At 71.3% G+C, this 14,616-nt stretch carries 14 protein-coding genes and 1 tRNA gene; 12 read left to right on the top strand and 3 right to left on the bottom strand.

Annotation, left to right across the window (positions count from 1 at the left end):
* The first annotated feature begins 36 nt into the window (after window positions 1-36).
* The 8 genes from EZM51_RS08405 to EZM51_RS08440 all read left to right on the top strand — a co-directional run bounded on the left by EZM51_RS08405 (window position 37) and on the right by EZM51_RS08440 (window position 7,575).
* A complete protein-coding gene (locus tag EZM51_RS08405) occupies window positions 37-480 on the top strand; it encodes a hypothetical protein (protein WP_211195861.1) in 444 nt (147 codons plus the stop codon).
* An 86-nt stretch (window positions 481-566) separates the two neighbouring features.
* On the top strand, window positions 567-1,844 hold the full coding sequence (gene hisS / locus EZM51_RS08410) for a histidine--tRNA ligase (protein WP_136707821.1): 1,278 nt from the start codon (window positions 567-569) through the stop codon (window positions 1,842-1,844).
* Window positions 1,845-2,131: 287 nt separating this feature from the next.
* On the top strand, window positions 2,132-3,412 hold the full coding sequence (gene eno, locus EZM51_RS08415) for a phosphopyruvate hydratase (protein WP_136707822.1): 1,281 nt from the start codon (window positions 2,132-2,134) through the stop codon (window positions 3,410-3,412).
* Window positions 3,413-3,477: 65 nt separating this feature from the next.
* Window positions 3,478-4,125 carry a septum formation initiator family protein gene (locus tag EZM51_RS21055; RefSeq protein ID WP_248305541.1) on the top strand — a complete coding sequence of 216 codons (648 nt, stop codon included), beginning with the start codon at window positions 3,478-3,480 and terminating at the stop codon, window positions 4,123-4,125.
* Window positions 4,122-4,685, top strand: coding sequence for a DUF501 domain-containing protein (locus EZM51_RS08425; RefSeq protein ID WP_136707823.1), 564 nt, complete (start codon window positions 4,122-4,124; stop codon window positions 4,683-4,685). The genes EZM51_RS21055 and EZM51_RS08425 overlap by 4 nt, the downstream gene beginning before the upstream one ends.
* Window positions 4,682-5,962: a S8 family serine peptidase gene (locus tag EZM51_RS08430; protein WP_136707824.1), complete on the top strand. Its 1,281-nt coding sequence runs from the start codon at window positions 4,682-4,684 to the stop codon at window positions 5,960-5,962. The genes EZM51_RS08425 and EZM51_RS08430 overlap by 4 nt, the downstream gene beginning before the upstream one ends.
* Window positions 5,963-6,009: 47 nt before the next feature.
* Window positions 6,010-7,467 carry an NAD(P)/FAD-dependent oxidoreductase gene (locus EZM51_RS08435; RefSeq protein ID WP_136707825.1) on the top strand — a complete coding sequence of 486 codons (1,458 nt, stop codon included), beginning with the start codon at window positions 6,010-6,012 and terminating at the stop codon, window positions 7,465-7,467.
* 34 nt (window positions 7,468-7,501) lie between these two features.
* A tRNA-Leu gene (locus EZM51_RS08440) sits at window positions 7,502-7,575 on the top strand.
* Window positions 7,576-7,589: 14 nt separating this feature from the next.
* On the opposite strand, the gene EZM51_RS08445 is transcribed toward EZM51_RS08440, so the two are convergent.
* Together EZM51_RS08445 and EZM51_RS08450 are read right to left on the bottom strand one after the other, a co-directional pair.
* Entirely contained in the window at window positions 7,590-7,970 is a 381-nt protein-coding gene (locus EZM51_RS08445) for a nuclear transport factor 2 family protein (protein WP_136707826.1), read from the bottom strand.
* 13 nt (window positions 7,971-7,983) lie between these two features.
* A complete protein-coding gene (locus tag EZM51_RS08450) occupies window positions 7,984-8,910 on the bottom strand; it encodes a Ppx/GppA phosphatase family protein (RefSeq protein WP_136707827.1) in 927 nt (308 codons plus the stop codon).
* A 108-nt stretch (window positions 8,911-9,018) separates the two neighbouring features.
* On the opposite strand from EZM51_RS08450, the gene EZM51_RS08455 reads away from it, so the two are divergent.
* Genes EZM51_RS08455 through EZM51_RS08470 form a run of 4 tightly spaced genes read left to right on the top strand, consistent with a single transcriptional unit; the run spans window position 9,019 to window position 13,454 of the window.
* Window positions 9,019-9,615, top strand: coding sequence for a TetR family transcriptional regulator (locus EZM51_RS08455; RefSeq protein ID WP_136707828.1), 597 nt, complete (start codon window positions 9,019-9,021; stop codon window positions 9,613-9,615).
* A 10-nt stretch (window positions 9,616-9,625) separates the two neighbouring features.
* On the top strand, window positions 9,626-10,900 hold the full coding sequence (locus EZM51_RS08460) for an MFS transporter (RefSeq protein ID WP_136707829.1): 1,275 nt from the start codon (window positions 9,626-9,628) through the stop codon (window positions 10,898-10,900).
* The gene (locus EZM51_RS08465) at window positions 10,900-12,144 is read left to right on the top strand and encodes an alanine racemase (RefSeq protein ID WP_248305542.1); all 1,245 of its coding nucleotides are present in this window, start codon (window positions 10,900-10,902) and stop codon (window positions 12,142-12,144) included. Before EZM51_RS08460 ends, EZM51_RS08465 begins: the two co-directional genes overlap by 1 nt.
* Window positions 12,141-13,454, top strand: a complete 1,314-nt coding sequence (locus EZM51_RS08470; protein ID WP_136707830.1) for a D-arabinono-1,4-lactone oxidase — start codon at window positions 12,141-12,143, stop codon at window positions 13,452-13,454. The genes EZM51_RS08465 and EZM51_RS08470 overlap by 4 nt, the downstream gene beginning before the upstream one ends.
* Before the next feature lie 58 nt (window positions 13,455-13,512).
* Here EZM51_RS08470 and EZM51_RS08475 read toward each other — a convergent pair whose 3' ends face one another.
* A complete protein-coding gene (locus EZM51_RS08475) occupies window positions 13,513-14,370 on the bottom strand; it encodes a trypsin-like serine protease (RefSeq protein ID WP_136707831.1) in 858 nt (285 codons plus the stop codon).
* Between the last annotated feature and the right edge of the window lie 246 nt (window positions 14,371-14,616).

Genomic DNA, 14,616 nt, shown 5'->3' on the forward strand with positions numbered 1-14,616 from the left:
ACCAAGCAGGGTCGGCGCGATCACCGAGGAGGCGCGATGGCCATCGACGAGGAGCGCATCGCCGAGTTCTTCGACCAGTACGCGGCGGCGTTGCGGGAGTTCGACGCCGACGCCACGGCTCGGCTGTGGGGCCTGCCGGGCATGATCATCACCGACGAGTTCGCGGGCGCGCTCGAGAGCCGCGCCGACATGTCGGCCGGGCTGGCGTCGTCGTATGCCATGTACCGCATGCTCGGCCTCGAGTCGGCCGTGCATGAGATCCGCGCCGTCAGCGCCCTCACCGACAGACTGGTGACCGTGCGGGTGCGCTGGAGCTACCTCGACGCCGATGACGAGGTCATCGTCACGACCGACTACGAGTACCTGCTGCGCGACGACGCCGACGGGCTGCACGTGTACCTCGCGGTCGGCATCGACGAGGCCGAGGCCCTGCAGCGCGCGGCACGCGACCGGGGCGTCGACCTCGACCTGTTCGGCTGAGGCGCGGTTCCCGCGCGAGCCCGCACGCGATGCCGTGCACTGCCGTGCGCGCGGACGACCTCCCGCGTGCTGGAAGAATGGTCGGCATGGCCGCATCCGTCACCCCTCCGCGCGGCATGCGCGACTTCCTGCCCGCCGAGAAGGCCCGCCGCGAGCACGCCCTCGGCGTGATCCGCGACGTGTACCGGGCGCACGGCTTCGACGAGATCGAGACGCCCGTGATGGAGGATTCGCAGCGCCTGCACGCCGGCCTCGGCGGCGACAACGAGAAGCTCGCGTTCGCGGTGATGAAGCGCGGCCTCACGCCCGACGACCTGGCGGCGGCCGCGGCATCCGGCGACGCCCTGTCGCTCGCCGACCTCGGCCTGCGCTACGACCTCACCGTGCCGCTCGCGCGGTTCTACGCGACGCACCGCGCGGCGCTGCCGCCGGTGTTCCGGGCGATCCAGATCGCGCCGGTGTGGCGTGCCGAGCGCCCCCAGAAGGGCCGCTTCCGGCAGTTCGTGCAGTGCGACATCGACATCATCGGCGAGGCCGGGCAGCTGGCCGAGCTCGAGCTGCTCACCGCCACGCTCGCCACGCTCGACGCGCTCGGCCTCGGCGACTGCATCATCCGCATCAACGATCGGCGCATCCTCGCCCGCATCCTGGAGTCGTGGGGCGTCCCCGAGGAGTTCCGCGAGCGTGCGCTCATCACGATCGACAAGCTCGACAAGATCGGCACCGCGGGCGTCGCGGCCGAGTTGCGCGAACTCGGCATCGTCGAGGAGGGGCCCGATGCCGCGGATGTCGCCGCCGAGCTCGAAGCGCTCGCGTCGGCCGACTGGCACCTGCGCGACGGCGTCGTGCGCCCTCCGGCCTGGCTCGACCTCGAGGCGTACGACGACCTCCTCGCGCTCCGCGCCGCCCTCCCCGACGCGGCGATCGAGTTCGACCCGACGCTCGTGCGCGGGATGGGCTACTACACCGGCACGATCTTCGAGATCGCGCACCCCGACCTCGGGTATTCGCTCGGCGGCGGTGGTCGCTACGACCACATGATCGGGCGGTTCCTCGGCCAGGAGGTGCCGGCGTGCGGGTTCTCGATCGGTTTCGAGCGCATCGTCGACCTGCTCGCCGTGCGCGACGAGGGCCGTCCGCGCTCGGTCGTGCTCGTCTACGACGCCGAGGTCGCGCCGGCGACGCTGCTCGCCCTCAAGCACGAGCTCGTGGCATCCGGAACCCGCGTGCGCTTCGAGCGCCGCGTGAAGAACCTGCGCGCCCTGCTCGACCGGGTGACCGCCGACGGCTTCGACGCGTGGGCGCAGGTGGGTGCCGAGACGACGGATACCTCGTCGCTCGCGTTCCGCGAACTGGCCGCCTGAGCCGGGCGGGAGTCGGATCCGCGGCTCGGAGGATTCGGCCGCCGAGTCGGCCGAGTCGCGGGCGCACCGTCGCCGGGATCGAGAAGTCGCGTTTGCAGGGTGCGACTGAGCAAACGCGACTTCTCGATTCCTCCGGCGACCAGCGAGCGATGCCGCGACCAGCTCGCGGCGCCGCCGCGCGGGGCATCCGTCGCTCGACGTCACGCGGTGAGACGGCCTCACTAGACTGACCAGCGGATCACGATGGAGTCGTCCGACGCACACCCCCCATCACAGAGGAGTTCACTGTGGCATTCATCGAAGCTGTAGGCGCCCGCGAGATTCTGGATTCGCGCGGCAACCCGACCGTCGAGGTCGAGGTGCTCCTCGACGACGGCACGCTCGCCCGTGCGGCGGTGCCCTCCGGCGCGTCCACCGGCGCCTTCGAGGCGTACGAGCTGCGCGACGGCGACGGCGACCGCTACCTCGGCAAGGGCGTGCAGAAGGCCGTCGACGCCGTGCTCGACGAGCTCGGCCCGGCCATCGAGGACCTCGACGCCGCCGACCAGCGACTGGTCGACGCCGCCCTCATCGAGGCCGACGGCACCGACAACAAGGGCAGCCTCGGCGCCAACGCGATCCTCGGCGTCAGCCTCGCGGTCGCGAAGGCCGCGGCCGACTCGGCCGACCTGCCGCTGTTCCGCTACCTCGGCGGGCCGAACGCGCACGTGCTGCCCGTGCCCATGATGAACATCATCAACGGCGGCGCGCACGCCGACACCGGGGTCGACATCCAGGAGTTCATGATCCTGCCGGTCGGCGCGCCGACCTTCTCCGAGGGCCTCCGCTGGGGCGTCGAGACGTACCACGCGCTGAAGAGCCTGCTGAAGTCGAAGGGCCTCTCCACGGGCCTCGGCGACGAGGGTGGATTCGCCCCCGACCTCGCGAGCAACCGCGCCGCACTCGACCTGATCGCCGAGGCGATCGGCACGGCCGGCTTCACGCTCGGCACCGACGTCGCGCTCGGTCTGGATGTCGCGGCCACCGAGTTCTTCGAGAACGGCGTCTACCGCTTCGAGGGCAAGGACCGCACCGCCGAGGAGATGGGCGCGTACTACGCCGAGCTCGCCGGCGCCTACCCCCTCGTGTCCATCGAGGACCCGCTCGCCGAGGACGACTGGGCCGGATGGACCACGCTCACCTCCGAGCTCGGCGCGAAGCTCCAGGTCGTCGGAGACGACCTCTTCGTCACCAACCCGATGCGCCTGGCCGACGGCATCGCGAAGCACGCCGGGAACTCGATCCTCGTGAAGGTCAACCAGATCGGCACGCTCACCGAGACGCTCGACGCCGTGAAGCTCGCGCAGCGCGCCGGTTACACCGCGGTGCTCTCGCACCGCTCGGGCGAGACCGAGGACACGACGATCGCCGACCTCGCCGTCGCGACCGACTGCGGCCAGATCAAGACGGGCGCGCCCGCCAGGAGCGAGCGCGTCGCCAAGTACAATCAACTCCTGAGGATCGAAGAAGAGCTCGGCGAGGCCGCGGTGTACGCCGGCCGCACGGCGTTCCCCCGGTTCACGGCCTGATCGGGTGTCGGGGGCGGCCGTGGGGCCGCCCCCGACGCGTCTTCCGGGCTCGGTGAGGAGGGGCGATGACGCCGGATGCTCCGCGCCCTCCGCGGCGACCCTCGGGCGCCGGCGCGGCCAAGGGATCGGCGTCGTCGAAGCCGTCCAAGCCCGCGTCGTCGAAGCCGTCGAAGCCCGCGTCATCCAAGCCGTCGAAGAAGGCCTCGAAGACCGCGTCGTCCAAGACCCGCCGGCCCGCCTCGACGTCCTCGCCGGCCGCGTCACCGTCGGCCGATCGCGCGGGCTGGCTGAGCGGCATCCGATTCTCAGGGTTCTCGCTCATCATGATGGGTGTGCTCGTGCTCGCGGTCGTGGTTCTGGCGCCGACCATCGCGGCGTTCGCACAGCAGCGCCAGCAGATCGCCGAACTGCGCGCCACCGTGTCCGCACAGGAGGAGGAGGTGCAGCGCCTCCGCGACGAGCGCGAACGTTGGAACGACGAGACGTTCATCATGACCCAGGCGCGCGAGCGGTTGTACTACGTGATGCCCGGGGAGGTGAGCTACCTCGTCATCGACGACCGCACCGAGGCGGCGAAGGCGGATGCCACGGCCGAGGTCTCGGCCGAAGTGACCGAATCGAAGGGCGACTGGATGCGCACGATGCTCGACTCCGTGATGATCGCGGGGCTCGCGCCCGAACCGACCGCGCCGGCCGATGGGAGCGACGGATGACGCGGCCGCCCTTCGCCCCGGTGAGCGAGCGCGACATCCGCATCGTGTCGGCGCAGCTCGGCCGGCGCGCGCGCGACGTCGTCGGGATCGCGGCACGATGCGCGTGCGGCGCTCCGACGGTCGTCTCGACCGCGCCGCGGCTGTCAGATGGCACGCCGTTCCCGACGTTCTACTACCTCACGCATCCCGTGGCGACGGCCGCCATGTCGTTCCTCGAGGCGGCGCAGGTGATGGTCGAGTGCAACGAGCTCCTGACTGCGCACCCCGAGATCGCCGCCGCGTACGAGCGGGCGCATCGCGAGTACCTGGCCGATCGCGAGTCGATCGCCGTGGTGCCCGAGATCGAGGGGATCTCGGCCGGCGGCATGCCGACGCGGGTGAAGTGCCTGCACGCGCTCGCGGCGCACTCGCTCGCGGCCGGGCCGGGCGCGAACCCCATCGGCGACATCGCGCTCGAGCGCTCGTCGTGGTCGCCCGACGTGTGCCAGTGCCCCGACTACGGCGTCGACGTGCCCGACCCGGCCGACCCCGACGACGACGACACCAGGAGCCTCGCATGACCCGCCCGCTGCGTCGCGCGATGTCCCGCGTGGGCACGGTGGCCGCGACCGTCGCCGCGGCCACGATGATCGCACTCGCGGGTGCGACGCCCGCGCACGCCGACACCGTGCGCGACCTCGAGTACTGGCTCACCGACTACCGCTTCACGACCGCATGGACCTCGTCGCGCGGCGAGGGCGTGACGGTGGCGATCATCGACACGGGCGTGAACGGCAACGTCGCCGAACTGCGCGGCGCCGTCGTCGGCGGCACGGATGTCTCGGGCCTCGGCAGCCCCGACGGCCAGACCCCGGTCGGCGACGACCCCAACCACGGCACGCTCGTGGCGTCGCTGCTCGCGGGCCGGGGCACCGGTGAGGGCAACGGCGTCATCGGCGTCGCGCCCGAGGCGGATCTGCTGACGGCGTCGGTCGCGTTCGGTCAGGACACCGGTGCTGAGAAGTCGAACGACGACCAGATCGCCGAGGCGGTGCGCTGGGCGGTCGACTCCGGCGCTGACGTCATCAACATGTCGCTCACCCGGAACACCCGCGACTGGCCCGAGAGCTGGGACGACGCGTTCACGTACGCCTTCGAGCACGACGTGGTGGTCGTCGCGGCGGCCGGAAACCGCGGCAGCGGCACCAGCGAGGTCGGTGCGCCGGCCACCATCCCGGGCGTGCTCACGGTCGCCGGCGTCGACCGGGAGAAGAACGCGAGCTTCGACGCGAGCTCGCAGGGCATCACGATCGCGGTCGCGGCACCGAGCGAGGACCTCGTCGGCGTGCTGCCCGACGGCGGGTACGTGCAGTGGGACGGCACGAGCGCCGCGGCGCCGATCGTGTCGGGTCTCGTGGCGCTCGTGCGCAGCGAATATCCCGAACTGGATGCGGCGAACGTCATCGAGCGGGTCATCCGCACGGCGGACCCGAACGGGCACGACGTGCCGAGCCCGCTCTACGGCTGGGGGCTCATCGACCCGGTCGCGGCGCTCACCGCGGACGTCCCCGAGGTCGACGCCAACCCGCTCGGCAGCCTCGCGGACTGGATCGCACTGCATCGGCGGGCGGACATCGAGCCGCCGGCCACCGATGGCGAGAGCCAGGAGATCGTCCCGATCGCCGATCCGCCGCTGCCGAGGTCGGACGGCGCGCAGACCCTCCTCCCGACGGCCTGGACGCTGGCCTACATCACCGTCCCGCTCTCGCTCGTCGCCGGATTTGGTACGCTAGCAGCGCTGTTGGGCATCGGCGCCACTCGGCATACCAGGCGGACTGTCCGCACTCGCGAGCAGTGATCGCACACAGGTCCGCTATTGATCAGAAACTGAGGAGTCCATTCACCGTGCCCAAGATTCTCATCGTCGGCGGTGGCTATGCAGGGTTCTACACAGCGTGGAAGCTCGAGAAGTGGCTGCGTCCCGGCGAGGCTGAGGTGACGATCGTCGACCCGCTTCCCTACATGACGTACCAGCCCTTCCTCCCCGAGGTGGCGGCCGGTTCGATCGAGCCGCGGCATTCGGTGGTGTCCCAGCGCCGGCATCTGAAGAAGACCAACATCGTCACCGCGAAGGTCACCGGCATCGACCACGCGACGAAGACGGCGACGATCACGCCCGAGGTCGGCGAGTCGTGGGAGTTCGAGTACGACGTCATCGTCGTCACGGGCGGCGCCGTGTCGCGCACCTTCCCGATCCCCGGCATCGCCGAGAACGCGATCGGCCTGAAGACGATCGAGGAGGCCGTCGCGATCCGCGACCGCGTGCTCACCAACTTCGACAAGGCGGCGACCCTCCCGCCCGGTCCCGAGCGCGAGCGCCTGCTCACGTTCGTCGTCGTCGGCGGCGGCTTCGCGGGCATCGAGGTGTTCGCCGAGCTCCGCTCGTTCGCGAGCGCGCTGCTCGAGTACTACCCGCAGCTCACGTTCGACGAGACGCACTTCCACCTCATCGAGGCCATGGGCCGCATCATGCCCGAGGTCTCGCTGCCGACCAGCCACTGGGTCATCAAGCACCTTGCACAGCGCGGCGCCGAGATCCACCTCGACACGCAGCTCACGAGCGCGGTCGACGGCAGGATCGAGCTGTCGACGGGCGAGACCTTCGAGTCCGACCTCGTCGTGTGGACCGCCGGCGTCATGGCCAACCCGGCCATCGTGCGCACCAGCGACCTTCCCGTCGAGGAGCGCGGCCGTATCCTCACCCGTGCCGACCTCCGCGTGGGCGACGAAGACGACTGGGTGGCCGACGCATGGGCCGCCGGCGACATCGCCGCCGTGCCCGACCTCTCGGGCGGCGGCGTCGGCGGCTACTGCGTGCCGAACGCGCAGCACGCCGTGCGGCAGGGCAAGCTCCTCGCGAAGAACATCGTCGCGGTGCTCCGCGGTGAGGAGCCCAAGGAGTACTTCCACAAGAACCTCGGTGCCGTGGCCGGCCTCGGCATCGGCTCGGGCGTATTCCAGTCGGGCAATCTCGCCCTCAAGGGCCTCATCGCCTGGTTCGCGCACCGCGGCTACCACGGCCTCGCGATGCCCACGTGGGAGCGCAAGTTCCGCGTGTTCTGGGGCTGGTGGAACAACTTCTGGCTCGGTCGCGACATCGTGTCGCTCTCGGCGCTGCAACAGCCCCGCGCCGCGTTCGAGCAGTTCGCCGCGCGTCCGAAGCCGCCGGCGGCGGCCGCGCCGGCACCCGCTGTCGGGGCATCCGCCGGCAGCACCTCGAAGACCGTGAGGACGACCGCCGCAGCGAGCTCGTCGAAGGCCGCCGAAGTCGAGGCCAAGGGCGAGCCGGTCGCGGCGAAGTAGTGTGGAACGCGGTGCCGTCCTCGCGCGGCACCGCGCTCCCGTAGCCCAATCGGCAGAGGCAGGCGACTTAAACTCGCCTCAGTCTGGGTTCGAATCCCAGCGGGAGCACTCGCAGGCGCTCCTCACTCGAGGATCTTCCAGAACGAGTCCTTGCGGGTGATCTTGCCGTCGTCGTCGAACTCGAGCAGGTCGACGCCGCGCACCTCGATCGACTGGCCAGCGGTCGAGGTGCCGGTCAGCGTCCACTCGGACACGCCGAGGCCGTCGCTGCAGGCCCAGTGGCGATCGTCTCCGTAGTGGAGATCGGGGATGCCCTCGAGCCGCTTCGCGAGCCCCGCGCGCACGTCCTCCCTGCCGACGAACCGGTCGCCACGAGGCGTCGCGCCTCTCGGCATGTACAAGACGCAGTCATCGGCGAAGTAGCCCATGATCCGGTCGAGGTCGTGGTCGTTGAACGCCTCGAGGAAGCTCTCCAGCACCTCACGCGTCACCTTCTCGCTCATGTCGGTCTCCCTCTCAGGTCATGCGGTCGAGCCGGCGCAGGATGAGGCCCTCGCGCAGCGCCCACGGCGACACCTCGAGCTCGTCGACGCCGAAGGCCCGCATCGCCTCGGAGAGCACGACGGCGCCGGCGACGATCTGGAACGTGCGGTCGGCGGTGATGCCGGGCAGGGCGGGCCGCGCGTCGGCGGGGATCTTCGCGAGGCGCGGCGTCCAGTCGTCGAGGCCGCGGCGGGTGAGGATGACGCGATCGGATGACCCGACGCCCTCCTCGACCGTGCCGGCGAGCCTCGCGAGCGAGCGGATCGTCTTCGAGGAACCCACCACGTGATCGGGCGAGGGGAGATCGCGGAACGGTGCCACCGCCTCGGCGAGCACGGCGCGTGCATGTCCGCGGAGGTTCGCGACCTGGTCGGTGGAGGGCGGGTCATCGGGGAGGAACTCGATGGTCGAACGGCCGGCTCCGAGGGGCAGCGACCGCGCGACATCGGGAACCTCATCGATGCCCTGCGTCAGTTCGAGTGAGCCGCCGCCGATGTCGAACAGGAGGATCCGCCCGGCCGACCAGCCGTACCAGCGGCGCACCGCGAGATAGGTGAGCTGCGCCTCGTCCTCGCCGGAGAGCACCTGTAGTTCGACGCCGGTCTCGTCGGCGACGCGTGCGAGCACCTCCTCGCCGTTCGCCGCCTCCCGAATCGCGGAGGTCGCGAAGGGGAGGAATTCGTCGACGCCCGACTGCCGTGCGGCCTCGGCGCCCTCGCGCACCGCGGTGAGGATGGCGTCGACGCCCTCGTCGCGGATCGCCCCGTCGTCGTCGAGGTACCGCATGAGGCGCAGCACCGATTTCTGCGACGTCATCGGAATGGGTCGCGCACCGCGGTGGGCGTCGACGACGAGCAGGTGCACGGTGTTGGAACCGACGTCGAGGACCCCGAGGCGCATGAGGCGATCGTATCGGGCGACGGGTGCGCCGATGACGGGTTTGCTGCATACTGGTGCGACTGGGACGACCGTCCCACTTCGGTCGGCGACGAGGTCGAGAGGAGCCGGGTGGCACGCATCCCCGCATCCGAACGCCGCAGCGCCCTGGTCGAGGCAGCCCTGCGCGTGGTCTCCCGGCGCGGCATCGCACAAGCGACCACGCGTGCGATCGTCGCCGAGGCGGGCATGTCGCTCGCGAGCTTCCACTACGCGTTCGACTCGCGCGATGAGCTCATCGACGAGCTCATCGCCACGGTCGTCGCCCGCGAGCAGCAGGCGGTGATCCCCGACCTCGTGCCGGGTCAGGACCTTCGCCAGATCCTCGAGTCTGGCCTGCTTCGCTACCTCGAGCACCTGAAGGCCGACCCCGATCACGAGCAGGCGATGCTGGAGCTCACGCAGTACGCGCTCCGTTCGCCCGAGCGGCATCCGCTCGCCGTCGCCCAGTACCGGCGATACGCCGAGTTGGCCGTGCACTCGCTCGAGATCGCGGCCGAGGCCGCCGCTGCGACGTGGCGTGCGCCCGTCGAGGAGGTCGCGCACGTGCTCGTCGCCTTCACCGACGGACTCACCCTCACCTGGCTCGTCGACCGCGACGACGCCGCCGCCCGGGCGGTCGCGCGTGCGGCCGCCGACGCCCTCGCGAGAATGGCCGACGACCGATGACCGACGACCGATGACCGACCTCGACGCGACATCCGCGGCCCCTCCGACCGCGGCACTCGCCGAACCCACCCGCCGCGTCGGCGCCGGATGGGTGGCCGCGTTCGCGAGCGCCTGGTTCGGCATCTGGATGGCCCAGCTCACGCCCGTGCAACTGCTGCTGCCCGCACAGATCGACGCACGGCTGCAGCCCGACGACTGGGTCGACAGCGTCGTCGCATTCGGTGCGATCTCGGGCATCGCGTCGCTGTTCGTGATCGTCGCCTACCCGCTCACGGGGGCGCTCTCCGACCGCACGACGAGCCGGTTCGGCCGGCGCCGGCCGTGGATCGCCGCGGGTGCCGTGGTGTTCGCGGTCGCCCTCGTGGCGCTCGGGTTCCAGACCGAACTGTGGGCGATCGGCGCGGCCTGGATCGCCGCGACGGTCGGCTTCTGCATCATGACGGCCGCCCTCACCGCGACCATCTCCGATCAGGTGCCCGTCGGGCAGCGCGGATTCGTCTCGGGCTGGATGTCGGCGCCGCAGGCGGTCGGCATCATCGTGGGACTCGTGCTCGTCACCATGGTCGTGACCGGCACGGTCGCCGGTTATGCCCTGATCGCCGCCGCGCTCGTGGTGCTCGCGCTGCCGTTCCTGCGCCGCCACGACGAGCCGCTCGCGCCGGGGGAGCGGGCGCGCGTCACCGCCCGGGGCGTCGTCGAGAGCCTCTGGATCAGCCCGCGCCGCTACCCCGACTTCGGGTGGACCCTGCTCAGCCGCGTGCTCGTGTCGATCGGCAACGCGCTCGGCACGGGGCTCCTGCTCTACTTCCTCATGTTCGGCCTCGACGACGAGAACGCCGAGACCGACCTCATCGTGCTCACGCTCATCTACATGGTGTTCGTGATCGTCGCCTCGCTCGGCTTCGGCGCGCTGAGTGACCGGCTCGGACGCCGCCGCGTCTTCGTGTTCGTGGCCGCCACGCTGCAGGGGCTCGCCGCACTGCTCCTCGCGCTCGTGCCCGACCTCACGGTCGCGATGATCGCCGCGGGCCTGCTCGGCCTCGGGTACGGCTGCTTCCTCTCGGTCGACCAGGCCCTCGCCACGCAGGTGCTGCCCGACCCGGCGGCCCGCGGCAAGGACCTCGGCATCATGAACATCGCCACCGCGGTGCCGCAGTCGCTCGGTCCCCTGCTCGGCGCGGCCGCCGTCGTCGCCACGGGATCGTTCACGCTCGTGTTCCTGCTCAGCGCCGCGTTCGGCATCGCCGGCGCCGTCGCGGTCATGCGCGTGCGGAGCGTGCGCTGATGGCACTCGACCTGCGTATGGCCGCCGCGGCGACGGATGCCCCGAGCTGGCTCGATCCCACACGGCACTGGCCTGCCCTCACCGCCGCCACGCGCGACCTCGACGCGCCCGTCGGTGCCATCCACCTGGCAGCGCTGCGGCACAACGCGCTCGACATGGCCCGCCGCGCCGCCGGCACCCCGATCCGCATCGCGTCGAAGTCGGTGCGCGTGCGCAGTGTGATCGAGGCGCTCCTCCGCGAGCCGGGGTATCACGGCGTGCTCGCCTATACGCTCGCAGAGGCTATCTGGCTCGCCGACACCGTCGACGACCTCGTGGTGGGCTACCCCACGGCGGAGCGGGGCGGCATCCGCCGGCTCGGCCGCGACGCGGACCTCGCGAGCCGCATCACGCTCATGGTGGATTCCCCGCAGCAGCTCGACCTCATCGACGCCGTGCTGCCGCCGGCCGAGCGCGAGACGATCCGGGTCTGCCTCGAGCTCGACGCGTCATGGCGGGTGCCCGGGCTCGGTCACGTGGGTGTGCGCCGCTCGCCGGTGCACGAGCCGGCCGAGGCGGGCGCGCTCGCCGCCTACATCGCAGGGAGGCGGGGGTTCCGGCTCGTCGGGATGATGGCCTACGAGGCGCAGATCGCCGGCGTCGTGAACCGGCCCGCCGGGCGGCCGGTGGACGGCGCCGTGAACCGGTGGATGCAGTCCCGGTCGATGCCCGAGCTCCTCGAGCGTCGGGCGCGCGCGGTCGCGGCGGTGCGCGAACACGCCGAGCTCGAGTTCGTGAACGGCGGCGGCACCGGATCGCTCGAGGCCACGGCGGCGGATGCCTCGGTCACCGAGATCGCCGCGGGCTCGGGCCTCTTCGGCGGCCATCTGTTCGACGGCTATGCGCACTTCACGCCGGCTCCCGCCGCGGCCTTCGCACTCGACGTCGTGCGCTCGCCGAGCCCCGACCACGCCACGATCCTCGGCGGCGGTTGGATCGCGTCGGGGCCGCCCGGCGGCGACCGCGTGCCCAGGATCGTGTGGCCCGAGGGTCTCGAGATGCTCGCCCGCGAATCAGCCGGCGAAGTGCAGACCCCGGTGATCGGGCGGGCCGCGCGCGCGCTGCGTGTGGGGGACCGGGTCTGGTTCCGGCACACGAAGTCGGGCGAGCTCTCCGAGCACCTGAACCAGTTCGCCGTCGTCGACGGCGGAGCAGTGGTCGACACGGTCCCCACCTACCGGGGAGAGGGGAAGGCATTCCTGTGACGGCGAGCGGAGCCACGTGGCGCAACTGGGCACGCACCGAGTCGGTGCGGCCGCTGCGTGTCGAGCGGCCGGCCACGGCCGGCGCGGTGCAGCGCGCGATCGCCTCCGCCGCGGCATCCGGCCTGCGCATCAAACCGGTCGGATCTGGGCACAGCTTCACGGGGATCGCGGTGGCGCCGGGCGTGCAGTTGGACCTCACCGACCTCCAGGGCGTCGTCGACGCGGATGTCGCGACCGGCCGGGTCGCGCTCGCCGCCGGAACCCGACTGCACCGGCTGCCCGCGCTGCTCGCGCCCTACGGGTTCGCCCTCGCCAACATGGGCGACATCGACCGGCAGACGATCGCCGGTGCCACGTCGACCGGCACGCACGGCACCGGACTCGCGTTCGGCGGCCTCGCGACGCAGATCGCCGGTGCGAGGCTGGTGACCGGCAACGGTGAGCTCCTGACCGTGAGCGAGGCCGAGCACTCCGACCTCCTGCCCGCCATACGCCTCGGGCTCGGCGCGCTCGGCGTGCTCGTGGAACTCACGCTGCAGCTCGTGCCGCGGTACGTGCTGCACGCCGTCGAGCGGCCCGAGCCCCTCGGCGACGTGCTCGACGGCTGGATCGACCGCGTGCGCCGCGCCGACCACTTCGAGTTCTACTGGTTCCCGCACACCGACGCCGCGCTCACGAAGACCAACACGCGGTTGCCGGGCGACGCGCCGCGGGAACCGCTCGGACGGGTGTCGCGGTGGGTCGACGACGAACTGCTCGCGAACGGCGCATACCGCGCCATCTGCGCGCTCGGCCGGCTCGCACCGGGCACGACGCCGCGGTTCGCTCGCCTGGTCGAGCGGCTCTCGGGCGGCCGGGACTTCACCGACTTCTCGCCGAGCGTGTTCACGACGCATCGCAGCGTGCGGTTCCGGGAGATGGAGTACGCCGTGCCGCTCGAGGCCGTGCCCGACGCGTTCCGCGAGGTGCGTGCGCTCATCGAGCGGAAGGGATGGCGCATCAGCTTCCCGATCGAGGTGCGGGCCGCGGCATCCGACGAGAACTGGCTCTCGACGGCCTACGGACGCGAGACCGGCTACATCGCCGTGCATCGGTACTTCCGCGAGGATCCGACCGAGTACTTCGCCGCCGTCGAGGAGATCATGCGCGGATTCGACGGGCGCCCCCACTGGGGCAAGATGCACACGCAGACCGCGGAGACCCTGCGGGAGCTCTATCCCCGGTTCGACGACTTCCTGCGCGTGCGCGACGAGCTCGACCCCGAGCGGCGCTTCGCCAACCCGTACCTCGATCGGGTGCTCGGGGCCTGATCGAGGCACGAAGGGGGGCGGATGCCACGCGGCATCCGCCCCTCCCCGACGAACCGGACTACAGGCCGAAGCCGTCGAGCCACGCCTCGACGACCGGGATGTCCACGCGCTGGTACCCGTCGAGGTATCGGCAATTGGAGGTGTAGCCGTAGCTCGTCACGGCGACGAGCTCGCCGTCGAGGTAGACGGGGCCGCCCGAGTCGCCGAAGCAGGTGCCGCCCGTTCCCCACGGGTCGTTCTCGTTGCCGTTGGTCTGCAGGATCTGCGGCGTGATCTTCTGGGCGGGCATCTCGACGTACCGGCGCACAATGGGGTACGACTGCGGTACGGGCTTGCGGTTGTCGACGCCGTCCTGGCGCACCTCGGTGCCGTAGCCGACCGCGGTGAAGATCGTCTCCTTGTAGTCGGACGGCGCGATCAGGTCGAGGGTCCCGGTTTCGGCGATCGGCGCGTAGCCCGCGGTGTCGTGCGACGCGAGGGGCTCGTCGAGCACGATCACGCCGACGTCGTTCCAGTTCTTCAGGTCCGTGAAGTCGGAGTACTCGGGGTGCGTGTAGGCCGTGCCGGAGTGGTACCCGGCCGCGGCGAGCTCCGCGGCGGTGTAGCCGGCCGCCGGGTCGGCTGCCTCGGGCAGGAACGACGGCGGGGCGTCGTCGAGGTACGTGTCGAACGTGACGAGCGTCTTGCCGAGCGTGCCGAGCGTGCAGTGCGCCGCCGTGATGACCACGGTGGGCGAGACGAGCGTGGCGCTGCAGCGCCACCTGCCGTCGCCGTCGTAGAAGGCGATCAGGCCGACGTCGGGGTGGAGATCGCCATCGACGGTGCCGCCGGTGCTCGCCTGCGCGGGTGCGGCGGCGAACGTGAGGCCGCAGACGGTCACGACGGTCGCGAATGCCGCGAGAAGTGTTTTTCGCATTGTGCTCTTTCGGATCGGTGGAGCGGATCGACGCGCCCGCGAGATGCCGGCGCGTGGGGGTGATTCTCCCGGTCGGCGATGGCGGATGACGGCTGCGACACACGAATTCGGCGTCGCAGGGCGTGCGGACGCAGCGATCGTCCGGTCACTCGACGGCACGACGCATCGGATGCACCGGAGGCCGTCCAGCCTGAGTCCCTCCCACGAGGCGCCCGGAACTTCCCTCCGAGTCTCATGGGAAGCCCG

Origin of the sequence: Agromyces sp. H66, from assembly GCF_004959775.1 — a bacterium.
Classification (GTDB): domain Bacteria; phylum Actinomycetota; class Actinomycetes; order Actinomycetales; family Microbacteriaceae; genus Agromyces.